Here is a 14,236-nt window from a genome sequence, read left to right as displayed (position 1 = left end):
TTAAAAAAAGCAAAGTTTAGTTTAAACTTTGCTTTTTTTAAATAGTTTGTATTCTTGTTTCTAATTGGTATTCAGTGTGTTGTCTGTATCATGGAATAATTTTGGAGGTAAATTACTAAAATTCTCTCTTTAAATTATAGCGTGTGGTTTTAGCCTCGGGCTTACGTATCGAATTCCCTATTTACGTGTAATTCGAAAATACGGTGAGACAGATTTTAATTGGGGTCACAATAATAGGTTTGGATCGACTTTTATTTCAAAACATTGATTTTTTAAGTGTGTTTTTGCGATTATTTAAAATACCATGCCAGTTGTTGATAATATTGTTACGGTTATTACTTTTGAAAAAGAGGTACGTTTTTTTTTGTGTTATTTTACCAATGGGTATAATTAGGAATTATCTTATAATTAATAGCTAAAAAAACATTTTGATATGACTCGTACTTTTACTTTCTTTTTTTCGGAAAAGATTTTCTTGGTTTATAGGATCATTTTTTTGTCGGTTTTTCAGACGATGTTGGCGCAGGAGACTCCGCCAACAGTACAATGTTCCAATCTTGTTTTTACGAATACCACAGCAACAACAACGACTATTAGTTGGAAAAAAGGGAATGGAAAATATAGTTCAGTATTTATGCGTAAAGGAACAAATCCCGGCCCCGGTGCCATACTAGAAAATAATTCTTCTTACTCCGCTAATACTGTTTTTGGTCAGCAGAGATATCAAATTGATCCATCAGGCTGGTATTGTATTTGTGTGGCTGATACTGGAAAGGAGACGGTGCAGGTGACTGGTTTAACTCCCGGAACTACTTATCAGGTAGGTGTGTTTACTAATAATTTTGTTAATCCTTATACATATTACTTAAAAACAATAAGTACAGGTAATTTTGCGGCAGTGACTACCTCGCTGAGTACTATCGCTACTTTGAGTAATGTAAGCCTGAGCGCCGGAGCCCTTACTACCGTTTTTTCTTCGGGAACGACAGATTATATAGCCAATGTACCTAATGCCGTTAGTAGTATAATGCTAACACCAGTTACGACCGATACCCAGGCGACGGTAAAAGTAAATGGGGTAGCGGTGACCAGTGGAAATCCTTCACAAGTGATTGGTAATCTGGAAGTAAATAATGTGGATGCTAAGGCGAATCGTATTGCGATTGAAGTTACGGCTCAGGACGGTACGGTAAAAACCTACACCATAAAAGTACTCAGGCTTTTAGCACCGCCAACGATTCAGGCCACTAATCTTACTTTTACCAAGACGACAGGGACGAGTACTACATTGAACTGGACCAATGGGAATGGGGCGGCAAGAACGGTATTTATGTGTGAAGGTGCAACTTCGAGTAATCCTGTACCGGATAATACTTATTTTAAAGACGATCAAACCTTTGGTAAGGGTGATCAGATTGGTACAACAGGCTGGTATGCCATTGTTAAGACTAGTGAAGGTAATGCGTTAACGATTAATGGTTTGAGTCCGGGAAAGACCTATCAGGCAATGGTGATGGAGTTTAACGGTTCCCCAAGTAATCCTTTCTTTTTAACCACAACCAGCACCGCTAATCCGGCAACAGTCACTACACTGAGTAATGTCGCAACATTGAGTAATGTAAGCCTGAGTACCGGAGTTCTTACTCCATTTTTCTCCTCCGAAACTACAGCTTATACGGCCAGAGTATCTAATGCCGCTAGCAGTATCACGATTACGCCGGTCACTACTGATACCCATGCGACTATAAAAGTAAATGGGGTAGCGGTGAGCAGTGGAAATCCTTCTCAGACGATTGATAATCTGGAAGTAAATAATGTGGAAGCTAAGGCGAATCGTATTGCGATCGAAGTCACGGCTCAGGATGGTACTGTAAAAACCTACACCATAAAAGTACTCAGGCTTTTAGCACCGCCAACGATTCAGGCCACTAATCTTACTTTTACCAAGACCACAGCAACTACTACTACTGTACATTGTATCAATGGAAATGGAAAACAAAGGATGCTTTTAATACGTGCAGGTACAGGCGATGGCACTACACCTGTACCGGATAATTTTTATTTCAGTGGAAGCACTATTTTTGGCTTGGGAGATCAGATCGGCACAACAGGCTGGTATTTAGGTATTTATAATTCAGTGATTTCTGGGTTCCAAATCGAAGGTTTGGCGCCCGGAACAACTTATCAGGTCATGGTTATGGAGTTTCTAGATAATGGAAATTATCCATCCTATTTAACCACAACCAGCACCGGTAATCCGGCAACAGTTACCACACTGAGTAATGTTGCTACTTTGAGTAATGTGAGTCTAAGCGCCGGGGCACTTACTACGGTTTTCTCCCCGGAAACTACAGCTTATACGACTAAAGTGCCTAACGGAGCTAGCAGTATAACGCTAATACCAGTTACGACCGATAGCCATGCGACCATAAAAGTCAATGGGACAGCAGTGGCCAGCGGAAATCCTTCGCAAAAAATAGATTTGGCCTCTGGAGCGGGTACTACTGTTATTACAATAGAAGTTTTAGCTCAGGATGGTACAGCAAAAACCTATACGGTAACAGTCGAAAAAAGTAGTTTAGGAGTAGTTGATAATAAAATGGAAGGTTTTGTAGTGTATCCGAATCCTGTACAAAAAGGAATGCTTTATATACAAACTAAATCAACTGCTGTGAAAAATGTAGAAATATTTGATATGTCAGGGAAAATGGTTTTATCTGTTCAAACCACAAAAGATGAGGTAGCTGTTGAGGGATTGCAAAAGGGAGTTTATGTTCTGAAAGTCAATCAGGAAGGGGCCGAATCAACCGAGAAACTTGTAGTAGAATAAGATTGGTCTGATTTTTTAGTGGATTCTTTTTTGAAATATAAAAAGACAAAGCAATTCCAACAGACTAAGGTCTCTTTTAAAGAAATTTAGAAGAGGCCTTTTGTTTTTTCTAATGGTTTATTTTTTTTCTCTAGTTCGCAGAGTATCAAAAGAGTATTTGATATGTTTTCGAAGTCATGGGAACATTTAATTTGTAATTTAAGTGGTGAGTCACTAAAATTCTCTCTTTAAATTATAGCGTGTGGTTTTAGTTGTGGGCTTACGTATCGAATTCTCTTTTTAGGTGTAATTCAAAAGTACAATGAGACAGATTTTAATAGGAATCACAATAATAGTTTTGGATCGACTGTTATTTCAAAACATTGATTTTTTAAGTGTGTTTTTGCGATTATTTAAAATACGATGCCAGTTGTTGATAATATTGTTACGGTTATTACTTTTGAAAAAGAGGTACGTTTTTTTTTGTGTTATTTTACCAATAGGTATAATTAGGAATTATCCTATAATTAATTAGCTAAAAAACATCTTGATATGGCTCGTACTTTTACTTTCTTTTTTTCGAAAAAGGTTTTCTTGGTTTATATGATCACTTTTTTGTCGGTTTTTCAGACGATGTTGGCGCAGGAGACTCCCCCTACAGTACAATGTTCCAATCTTGCTTTTACGAATACTACAGCAACAAAATCGACTATTAGTTGGCAACCTGGGAATTCAACTTTTAGTGCAGTATTTATCCGCAAAGGAACAAGCACCAGCTCCAATGCCATTCCGCTAGATAATGTTAATTATAACGCTAATACTGCTTTTGGTTTAGGAGATCAAATTGGCACATCAGGCTGGTATTGTGTTGCTAGTACTAAGATGAATAATGCGGAGGTGACTGGTTTAACTCCTGGAACTACTTATCAGGTAGGTGTGTTCGTTAGTAATTTTTATGGAGCTAGTGGTCATACATATTATTTAAGAACAGTCAACTCCGGTAATTCTGCCACATTGACGACACCTGAAAATGTTGCTACTTTGAGTAATATAAGCCTGAGTGCCGGAGCCCTTACTACCGTTTTTTCTTCGGGAACGACAGATTATATAGCCAATGTACCTAATGCCGTTAGTAGTATACTGCTAACACCAGTTACGACCGATACCCGTGCAACGGTAAAAGTAAATGGGGTAGCGGTGACCAGTGGAAATCCTTCGCAAGTGATTGGTAATCTGGAAGTAAATAATGTGGATGCTAAGGCTAATCGTATTGCGATCGAAGTTACGGCTCAGGACGGTACGGTAAAAACCTACACCATAAAAGTGTTCAGGCTTTTAGCGCCGCCAACGATTCAGGCCACTAATCTTACTTTTACCAAGACGACAATGACGAGTACTACATTGAAATGGACCAATGGAAATGGGGTGGCAAGAACGGTATTTATGCGTGAAGGTGCAATTTCGAGTAATCCTGTACCGGATAATATTTATTTTAAAGACGATCAAACCTTTGGTAAGGGGGATCAGATTGGTACAACAGGCTGGTATGCCATTGTTAAGACTAATGAAGGTAATGCGGTAGAGATTAATGGTTTGAGTCCGGGAAAGACCTATCAGGCAATGGTGATGGAGTTTAATGGTTCCCCAGGTAATCCTTTCTTTTTAACCACAACCGGCACCGCTAATCCGGCAACAGTTACTACACTGAGTAATGTTGCTACATTGAGTAATATAAGCCTGAGTGCCGGAGCCCTTACTACAGTTTTCTCATCAGAAGACACTGATTGCTACGCCAGAGTGCCTAACGAAGTCAGTACGATAACGGTAACGCCGGTCACTACCGATGCCCATGCGACGGTAAAAGTAAATGGGGTAGCAGTGGTGAGTGGAAATCCTTCGCAAGTGATTGGTAATCTCCAAGTGGGGAATCTTAATGTCGCTTCTAATTTGATCAGGATCGAAGTCACCGCTCAGAATGGAGACATAAGAACATATACCATAAAGGTCTACAGACTTTACCCACCACCGACGGTTCAGGCCAGTAATCTTACTTTTACCAGTACGACAGCGACGAGTACTACATTGAACTGGACCAATGGGAATGGGGCTGCAAGAACGGTATTTATGCGTGAAGGAGCAGGTTCCGCTCCCGTGCCGGATAATATCTATTTTAAAGACGATCAAACCTTTGGTAAGGGTGATCAGATCGGTACAACAGGCTGGTATGCCATTGTTAAGGCTAATGATGGTAATTCGGTAGTAATTAATGGTTTGAGTCCTGGAAAGACTTATCAGGCGATCGTGATGGAGCTTGATTTCATCCCGAATTATCCATCCTATTTAACGACAACCAGCACGGGTAATCCCGCAACAGTTACTACATTAAGTAATGTCGCTACTTTGAGTAATGTAAGCCTGAGCGCCGGAGCGCTTACTACAGTTTTCTCATCAGAAGACACTGATTGCTACGCCAGAGTGCCTAACGCAGTCAGTAGTATAACGGTAACGCCGGTCACTACCGATGTCCATGCGACGGTAAAAGTAAATGGGGTAGCAGTGGTGAGTGGAAATCCTTCGCAAGTCATTAGTAATCTGGAAGTGGATAATTTTCTTGCCGCTTCTAATTTGGTCACCATCGAAGTTACCGCTCAGAGCGGTGCTGTAAAAACATATACCATAAAAGTACTCAGGCTTTTAGCACCACCGACGGTTCAGGCCAGTAATCTTACTTTTACCAATACGACAGGGACGAGTACTACATTGAACTGGACTAATGGGAATGGGGCGGTAAGAACGGTATTTATGCGTGAAGGAGCAGGTTCCGCTCCCGTGCCGGATAATATCTATTTTAAAAACGATCAAACCTTTGGTAAGGGGGATCAGATCGGTACAACAGGCTGGTATACTATTTTTAAGACTAATAACAGTAATAAGATAGAAATAACGGGTCTAACCCCGGGAAAGACCTATCAGGCAATGGTGATGGAGTTGAATGGAGATCCTTTTTATCCTTCTTATTTAACCACAACCAGTACCGCTAATCCGGCAACAGTTACCACGCTGAGTAATGTCGCTACATTGAGTAATGTAAGCCTGAGTGCCGGGGCACTTACTACAGTTTTCTCATCAGAAGCCACTGATTACTACGCCGGAGTGCCTAATGAAGTCAGTAGTATAACGGTAACGCCGGTCACTACCGATGCCCATGCGACGGTAAAAGTAAATGGGGTAGCAGTGGTGAGTGGAAATCCTTCGCAAGTGATTGGTAATCTCCAAGTGGGGAATCTTAATGTCGCTTCTAATTTGGTTACCATCGAAGTTACGGCTCAGAGCGGTGCTGTAAAAACATATACCATAAATATCTACAGACTTTACCCGCCACCGACGGTTCAGGCCAGTAATCTTACTTTTACCAATACGACAGGGACGAGTACTACATTGAACTGGACCAATGGGAATGGGGCGGCAAGAACGGTATTTATGCGTGAAGGAGCAGGTTCCGCTCCCGTGCCGGATAATATCTATTTTAAAGACGATCAAACCTTTGGTAAGGGTGATCAGATTGGTACAACAGGCTGGTATGCCATTGTTAAGGCTAATGATGGTAATTCGGTAGTAATTAATGGTTTGAGTCCTGGAAAGACTTATCAGGCAATGGTGATGGAGTTGCATAGAGATCCTTCTTATCCTTCTTATTTAACCACAACCAGCACGGGTAATCCCGCAACAGTTACTACATTAAGTAATGTTGCTACTTTGAGTAATATAAGCCTGAGCGCCGGAGCGCTAACTAAAGTTTTCTCATCAGAAGCCACTGGTTATGTAGCCAGAGTGCCTAACGAAGTCAGTAGTATAATGCTAACACCAGTTACGACCGATAGCCATGCGAGCATAAAAGTCAATGGGACAGCAGTGGCCAACGGAAATCCTTCCCAAAAAATAGATTTGGCCTCTGGAGCGGGTACTACTGTTATTACAATAGAAGTTTTAGCTCAGGATGGTACTGCAAAAACCTATACGGTAACAGTCGAAAAAAGTAGTTTAGGAGTAGTTGATAATAAAATTGAAGGTTTTGTAGTGTATCCGAATCCTATACAAAAAGGAATGCTTTATATACAAACTAAATCAACAGTTGTAAAAAATGTAAAAATATTTGACATGTTGGGTAGAATGGTTTTTTCTGTTCAAACCACAAAAGACGAGATAGCTGTTGAGGGATTGCAAAAGGGAGTTTATGTTCTGAAAGTCAATCAGGAAGGGGCCGAATCAACCGAGAAACTTGTAGTAGAATAAGATAGGTCTGATTTTTTAGTGGATTCTTTTTTGAAATATAAAAAGACAAAGCAATTCCAACAGACTAAGGTCTCTTTTAAAGAAATTTAGAAGAGACCTTTTTCTTTGGATTCAATTATTTTTTTCTTGTGGTTATCAGATTTTTGCGGATTTTTTTTACATCAGAAGCGTCACTTTTCGGTGATTTTGGTCAGCCACTCAAAATAGATACTGTTCGTCTCGTCATCAGGATACTCATGAGTTTTGTCCTCCATTATTCTTTCGGTTACAAAGATTCCTTTCGATTTAAGTTTGTGTATTAATTCTTCCGCTTTGGCAACCGGTAAAGCACCGTCTTTTCTTCCATGATAAACAAAGACCGGAGTTTTTGAAAAAGGAATAAGAAATTTATCGTCTAAAAAATTCGGATGTCCTGCTCCCAGCCACTCGTTTGCCAAATCGGGATGTCCTGCGAAAACAGCTACTCCTTTATAGTATTCAGGATGTTGATAGTAGGTTCGCAAGGCTCCATAACCTCCCATAGAAAATCCGGCAATAACGATTCTGTTTTTATCACCTGAAAAATAGAGCAGTACATCTTCAATGGCTTCAATAATATCATTTTGCGAACCTTCAGAATCATAACAATTATACCTATCTCTGGCAAACGGAGCAATCTCAATAAAATTACCGCTGCTTCTGGCCTGATTTAAGACCGTCTGTTCATCTTGTCCGCTGCCATGAAGAAAAACCAGTAGAGGATATTTTTTTGCAGGATTATAGTCATGCGGTAATTTTAGGGTGTAAGGCTGAAAAGTAGCATCGTATTTTGATTGGAAGGCTCTTCGATAAGGTTTTAAAATTCCTATGTAAGGATCAGTGCCTTTTAAAAAGGAATTCAATTCCGTTTCAAATTGGAGATATTCTTTCCATACATTTTTTCCGTTTTCGTAGGATTTCAAATGGTTGTAATGCTCTTGGACTTCGTTTGTTTTAAACAGCAGGGTATTTATAGTGCCTTGCTGTAAATGGTATGGATTTCGGGTAATTTGTGAACGAATGCTGTCGAAGTTAAACTTAGGAAAAATGACAAAATCGTACGATGCAATTGTATCAGAGGCTGAACGAATGAGAAAATTATAAGGACCCGGTTTTAGATTATGAGAGTCAAAGGGTACTAATTTATGCTGCAGTTTGTTTTTTAAACCGACCTTTATTTTTTTATCAGGAAATATTTTGGAAGAATCATTTTGGATCGTAACGGCAATGGTTTTATTCAGAGCTGTTTTTGCTATTGTTATTAGGTTTAATTGCAGAGGTTCATCAGCCTGCATATTTCTTTTGGCCAGTTGAGCTGCTATAATGGATTGATTTACCTTTTTAGGCTTTTCAAAAACGATTGGCATGAAATTCCTTTTTGGAATTTCTTCATCCCAGATTCCTTCATCCTTAACAACCGAGTAGCCATTTGCAGCGTTGTTTGGTATGGCTTTCGCAAAATACAGATTATATCCTAGTTGTTTAGAAAACCAGGGATGGTAAGGATATATGTCTTTCCATGCCAATAGTACCTCAAAACCGCATGTACCATTATCAGAGATTTCTTCATATCGGGTTTCGCGACTTAGTTTTTTACCATGGTTTTGGTTTCGGTTGTAGTCCCAGATTCTTTTTCGAGCCCAGTATTTTTTGTCTTTAGAAGGGGAGAAAGCAATGTCGTAGTATTCGTTTGTAAGTGAATCATTTTGACGTTTTGCGAGAAGTAATTTAAAGCCGTCCCCATTGATAAATCCTCTGTCGCGATAAGTAATACTATCCGTTTTAGTTTCGATATATAAATAAAGATGTGTTGCAGTATAGCCCAACAGATAATTTACTGTAGTGGGTGTGACTGCAGGATTGTCAAACTGAAAAAAATGGTTGAATTCCTTTTTTTTAAGATTTATTAGTTTGTCGTCCAGCTTTCCGTCAATAACAGGAGTGAAATCCAGAAAGCGTATCGCTTCTGATTTTGAAGATTGTGCCTGCATCAGTTGAAAAATAAACAGCACCAGACAGATCAGTTTTTCTTTTGTTTTCATATCCTGAAGGTATAATTTTGTATTAACGGTACATTTTATAAGGATTTAAGATAGAATAGATTGGTTTGAGGTTTGTTAAGGCGTTGAAAAGGATGGGTTAAGTTTTTGAAAATGAACACTATTAATGGTCAAATATAGTCAAAAGGAAAAAGTCTTCTGTAATTAGAAGTTGGCTTTTTAAAGCAGGAGTATTCCGTTTCTATTTTTAATTTCCCTTCGGAGGTTAAAGCCTCTATTGAGAAATAGTTAAAACTGATTTAATCTGTTCCGTTTTCCAACAATAAAAACTTATTTTTGTGACCATTAATTAATAATACAATCATATTATGTCAGATACAATCGAAAAAATTAAATGCCTTATTATTGGTTCAGGTCCGGCGGGTTATACTGCTGCTATTTATGCTGCCAGAGCAAATATGAATCCGGTTTTATATCAGGGAATGCAGCCAGGGGGTCAATTGACTACAACGAATGAAGTAGAAAATTTCCCGGGTTATGTGGATGGAGTTACCGGGCCGGAAATGATGATTCAATTACAAGAACAAGCAAAACGTTTTGGTGCTGATATTCGCGATGGATGGGCTACCAAAGTTGATTTTTCGGGAGATATTCATAAAGTTTGGATTAACGATACGATCGAATTGCACTGTGAGACTGTTATTATTTCTACAGGAGCTTCGGCTAAATATTTAGGATTGCCTTCAGAGCAGCATTATTTACAAATGGGTGGAGGAGTTTCTGCTTGTGCTGTTTGTGATGGATTCTTCTACCGTAATCAGGAAGTGGTTATTGTAGGGGCTGGAGATTCGGCTTGTGAAGAGGCACATTACCTTTCTAAACTTTGTAAAAAAGTAACCATGTTGGTAAGAAGTGAGAAATTCAGAGCTTCAAAAATTATGGAAGAGCGCGTTCGTAAAACTGAAAATATCGAAATTTTAATGAACCACGATACCGTTGAAGTTTTGGGAGACGACAGCGTAGTACATGCCATAAAAGCAAAAAACAAAACGACTGGTGAAATTTTCGACATTCCGGCAACCGGATTTTTCGTTGCCATTGGTCACAAACCCAATACAGATATTTTTGCAGATTACATCACATTGGATGAAACCGGTTATATTGTAAATGTTCCGGGAACTTCTAAAACAAATGTAGAAGGTGTTTTCGTAGCCGGAGATGCTGCCGATCACGTATACCGTCAGGCCATTACTGCTGCAGGTACAGGATGTATGGCTGCTTTGGATGCTGAGAGATATCTTGCGGCAAAAGAGTAGGGGGAAGGTTCTGAGGGGCTGAGGTTCTGAGGAGCTAAGGCTCTGAGGTTCTAAGTTGCAGAGCTGCAAAGGTACAAAGGTACAAAGTTGCAGAGGTTACCTATAAAAAAATCCATTCGCGCAGCGAATGGATTTTTTTATAGTAAGAATCTAAGAATCTAAGAATCTAAGAATCTAAGAATCTAAGAATCTAAGAATCTAAGAATCTAAGAATCTAAGAATCTAAGAATCTAAGAATCTAAGAATCTAAGAATCTAAGAATCTAAGAATCTAAGAATCTAAGAATCTAAGAATCTAAGAATCTAAGAATCTAAGAATCTAAGAATCTAAGAATCTAAGAATCTAAGAATCTAAGAATCTAAGAATCTAGCCCTGCAATGGCGTAGTTGCCTTCGCTTTTACAGGACTTGGTTTTTTGATGAGTTTTGCTTCTTCGCTAAAACGGGTAAGTTCGATTTTTGGACTTCCAAACAGTGAGACCTCTGATTTATCGCCGGCTGCGATGGCTAAATTGTTCTCCACTAAAATAGTAGCGACAGAAGAGCCTTCGGTGGTAACATTAGCCTCTTTTAAAGTAAATTTTATTCCTGTAAAAACAGTGTTATTGTCCAAACGAATTGTTGCTTTTTCGGCGATACCTTCAATGGCGGCAGTTGTTTTTTGGTACAAATCACATTTGAATTTTATGGCAGAAACTAATGTTTTAATCGAAGCGTTTTTGCTTAGCTGTAAGGAAGCATCTTCTGATTTTAAGTTTAGTTCGGTTTTGGATCTGTCATCTGCAAACAAACTGAATTTTTTCGAATTTACGTTGAGCAGTAATTTAGCGTAGTCGAAACTATGAAAAGTGATATCGTCTAACTTAAGTTCCTGAATGGCATAGACTACAGCCTCATTTTTGGCAATTACGGTTTTTAATGAACCGGTATAAATAACATGAACAACCAATTTTTTGAAGATCGTACTTTCTTTGGCAGTATAGAGGCGAAGTACTTTTTCTCTTAAATCCGTTCCAATGATTTCATGCAGATTATCATCGGCTTCAATTCTAATTTCGTTTTTTTCTCCTCGTTCCAGGTAAACTTCCAGATTGTCATCCGCTTCAATGCCATCAAATTCACCAACTTCTTTTACCGAAGTGGTTACGATTTTAGATCCTTTTATTTTTTCTCTTCGCTGTGCGAAAGTTAAGGTTGTGATCAATAATAATAATAATAGAAGAAGGGCTGTATTCTTTTTCATTAATTCTAAGATTTGATTTGGACAAATATAAAAAAATCATCCACTTTCGATGAATGATTTTTTTACATTTAACAGATAAATAAGGTTTATCCCTGGCTAATCGTTCCTCCCGAACTTGAAGTTTTTTCAATTGTTTTTGGAGTGATGTCATAATTGATAGTTCCTCCGCTGCTGGCTGAGGCTTTCAGATTTACAATTGGATGAACATTTACGTCTCCTCCGCTTGAGGCTTCTGCATGAATTTCATTTGCCAATAGTTTACGAGCACTAACACTACCACCGCTTGAAGCTGAAGCCTGCATTTTTAATGCTTTTCCTTCGAGGCGGATAGAGCTCCCGCTGTCTGAATCACAAGTAATGTTATCCGATTCGATATTCACATCTACAGTTGAAGCACTTGAAGCTTCAATATTAATATCCTGACCCTGAATTAGGCCTTTACTTATGATAGATGCGGCGCTCCAGGCGACTAATTTGTCGATAACAGGCATTTTTACGGTTACCCTTTTTGTGGCAATATCCTGAAAACTATTGTATTTGCATTTGATGTATAACGTTCCGTTTTCCACTTTTGTTGTGATTTCCTTTTGTATGTTATCGTCAGCTTCCACAACAACTTCCGTAGAATCAGATTGGATAATAACAAGATCTATCGCATTGCTAACCGACACTTTTGTAAAATTGCCAGGTATGGTTCTTTTTTCAGTAGTAACATTTCCGCTTCCTTTAATACTATTCACATTAAAGTTACAAGAGGCAAACAATAATGCAGTAACTGCTGCAATAATGAATTTTGTAATATGAATGATTATTTTTATCATGGCCTAGTTAATTTTGATTACAACTCCGTTTTTATCAGTGGTTAATCTTCCGTTGGTTTTCTTTCCGTTTAAAATTTCTTTTCCATTAACTTTAATAGAAACTTCGTTTACGGTATCGTTCTCCATAACACTTTCTTCAGTCGTGTCGTCATACTCATCTCCATACTCGTTTTCTTCGGCAGGGCAGTCAAGACATTTAATTTTTGAACCTTGTACTTTGTAATTGTAGTTACCGCTAAAGTGTAAGTTGAAAAAATCATTGTCAGAATCGTCATAATCTTGTACAGATGAATCCGGCTTGAATAATTGTCCTTCAGGTAAGTACAAATATACATCGACTTCCTGTCCTCTGAATTTATTTTTTACATCTGTCAGGAAATAATTGTCTAAAATCAAATGGTTTCCGTTAAGCTCAAACTTGTAGCTAATTTTTTCTGCTCTTTGTTTGGCATTGATAAACGAGTTTCCTCTGGCTGTTTTTTCAATTTGAATGTAAGGAGCAGCTTCATCTGTAGGTAAAACATGTAAGCGAACATCGTTAGAATAGATCAACTGATTGTTGGCTGAGTCCTGTACAAATTCAAAATCACTGTGGTGGTCCAGATCTTTGGCATAATAATCATTGTATCTGAATTTTACGAAAAGAGTATCTTTTGGAGTAATGTTGATTGATTTTTTCTCGACCATTTTGTTGTCGTATGAAAGTTCTGTCGCTTGTTTGATTCCAATGCTGATTGCGATAGCAACTGCAATAATCCAAATGGCTAACAAGGTATATTTGGTAATGTTTCCAATAGACTTCAGGTTTGGAGATAACAATTTGAAACCTAAAAGGGTCAAAAAGAAAAATGGAATTCCAACAGCAAAGAACATTAATAAACCAAATGACCAAAGCGGATAATCTGTAAAGTTTCCGGCATCTACAAAGTTTTGCCATGGAAAATCAACAAAAACATTAGTTCCCAAAGTGAAAACTCCAATTAACAACATAATCAAAGTACTGATTCCGGATATGATTAAAATGACTCCCAAGAATTTGGCAAATATTTTAAAAACCGTCATGATAAAGTCTCCAAATGAACTACTTATTCTCTCAGCTCCCGACTTTACCTGGTTTCCCATTGCGTCATAATCTGCATTTTTAAATTTATCAGATAAGTTTTCAATTTCTTCACGAACTTTTTTCTCAATGTTCGAGATCGTTACCGGTTCACCAGTCATTTCCAGTTTCTCCGAAGTAGTAATCGCTTCAGGAGTAACGATCCAAAGAACGAAGTACGCTAAGATTCCGGTTCCAAAACCTGCGAAAACAAATATTAAGAAGATAATTTTGATCCAAACAGCGTCAATTCCAAAATAATGCCCTAAACCGGTTGCTACACCACCAATCATTCCTTTTTCTTTGTCACGGTATAATTTTTTGTGTTTTCTTGTTCCGTAATCATTAAAAGACTGACTAGTTTTTTCTTCATCTTCCAGAATATAGTCTTCTGGCTGCCCCATAACGGTAATCACCTCATCCACATCTTTCAGTCCTACAACATGTTTATCGCTTTTTTGTTTCTCAATTAATAATTCTGAGATACGCATTTCGATATCTTTGATAATTTCATCCTGTCCGGACGAGTTGGTAAGAGATCGTTTTATGGCGTCAAAATAGCGTGTCAGTTTTAGATATGCATCTTCATCGATGTGAAAAACCATACCGCCTAAGTTAATATTTACTGTTTTGTTCAT

At 38.3% G+C, this 14,236-nt stretch carries 7 protein-coding genes; 3 read left to right on the top strand and 4 right to left on the bottom strand.

Annotation, left to right across the window (positions count from 1 at the left end):
* Positions 1–433 precede the first annotated feature (433 nt).
* Together LNQ34_RS04380 and LNQ34_RS04375 are read left to right on the top strand one after the other, a co-directional pair.
* Positions 434–2,830 (top strand): cadherin-like beta sandwich domain-containing protein, encoded by a 2,397-nt coding sequence (locus LNQ34_RS04380; protein WP_229998790.1) that lies wholly within the window; start codon positions 434–436, stop codon positions 2,828–2,830.
* 531 nt (positions 2,831–3,361) lie between these two features.
* The gene (locus tag LNQ34_RS04375; protein WP_229998789.1) at positions 3,362–7,102 is read left to right on the top strand and encodes a cadherin-like beta sandwich domain-containing protein; all 3,741 of its coding nucleotides are present in this window, start codon (positions 3,362–3,364) and stop codon (positions 7,100–7,102) included.
* Between the two features lie 170 nt (positions 7,103–7,272).
* Here the strand turns inward: LNQ34_RS04375 and LNQ34_RS04370 are convergent, their stop codons facing one another.
* Entirely contained in the window at positions 7,273–9,162 is a 1,890-nt protein-coding gene (locus tag LNQ34_RS04370; protein WP_229998788.1) for a carboxylesterase family protein, read from the bottom strand.
* 326 nt (positions 9,163–9,488) lie between these two features.
* Between LNQ34_RS04370 and trxB the strand changes: the two genes are divergently transcribed.
* Complete coding sequence (trxB, locus tag LNQ34_RS04365) at positions 9,489–10,436, top strand: thioredoxin-disulfide reductase (RefSeq protein ID WP_202704381.1); 948 nt, start codon at positions 9,489–9,491, stop codon at positions 10,434–10,436.
* A 366-nt stretch (positions 10,437–10,802) separates the two neighbouring features.
* Here the strand turns inward: trxB and LNQ34_RS04360 are convergent, their stop codons facing one another.
* From LNQ34_RS04360 to LNQ34_RS04350, 3 genes are all read right to left on the bottom strand, one after another.
* Complete coding sequence (locus tag LNQ34_RS04360) at positions 10,803–11,678, bottom strand: GIN domain-containing protein (RefSeq protein WP_229998787.1); 876 nt, start codon at positions 11,676–11,678, stop codon at positions 10,803–10,805.
* A gap of 86 nt (positions 11,679–11,764) precedes the next feature.
* Positions 11,765–12,499: a head GIN domain-containing protein gene (locus tag LNQ34_RS04355; RefSeq protein WP_229998786.1), complete on the bottom strand. Its 735-nt coding sequence runs from the start codon at positions 12,497–12,499 to the stop codon at positions 11,765–11,767.
* A 3-nt stretch (positions 12,500–12,502) separates the two neighbouring features.
* Positions 12,503–14,236, bottom strand: a complete 1,734-nt coding sequence (locus LNQ34_RS04350) for a PspC domain-containing protein (protein ID WP_229998785.1) — start codon at positions 14,234–14,236, stop codon at positions 12,503–12,505.

The organism is Flavobacterium lipolyticum, from assembly GCF_020905335.1.
In the GTDB taxonomy this organism is placed as follows: domain Bacteria; phylum Bacteroidota; class Bacteroidia; order Flavobacteriales; family Flavobacteriaceae; genus Flavobacterium; species Flavobacterium lipolyticum.
This window is presented reverse-complemented; position numbering and strand designations above follow the sequence as displayed.

Bases quoted from the DNA above. Each gene is read 5' to 3' on its own strand.
- LNQ34_RS04380 (WP_229998790.1), top strand. From the start codon at position 434: ATGACTCGTACTTTTACTTTCTTTTTTTCGGAAAAGATTTTCTTGGTT.
- LNQ34_RS04375 (WP_229998789.1), top strand. From the start codon at position 3,362: ATGGCTCGTACTTTTACTTTCTTTTTTTCGAAAAAGGTTTTCTTGGTT.
- LNQ34_RS04370 (WP_229998788.1), bottom strand. From the start codon at position 9,162: ATGAAAACAAAAGAAAAACTGATCTGTCTGGTGCTGTTTATTTTTCAA.
- trxB (WP_202704381.1), top strand. From the start codon at position 9,489: ATGTCAGATACAATCGAAAAAATTAAATGCCTTATTATTGGTTCAGGT.
- LNQ34_RS04360 (WP_229998787.1), bottom strand. From the start codon at position 11,678: ATGAAAAAGAATACAGCCCTTCTTCTATTATTATTATTATTGATCACA.
- LNQ34_RS04355 (WP_229998786.1), bottom strand. From the start codon at position 12,499: ATGATAAAAATAATCATTCATATTACAAAATTCATTATTGCAGCAGTT.
- LNQ34_RS04350 (WP_229998785.1), bottom strand. From the start codon at position 14,236: ATGAACAAAACAGTAAATATTAACTTAGGCGGTATGGTTTTTCACATC.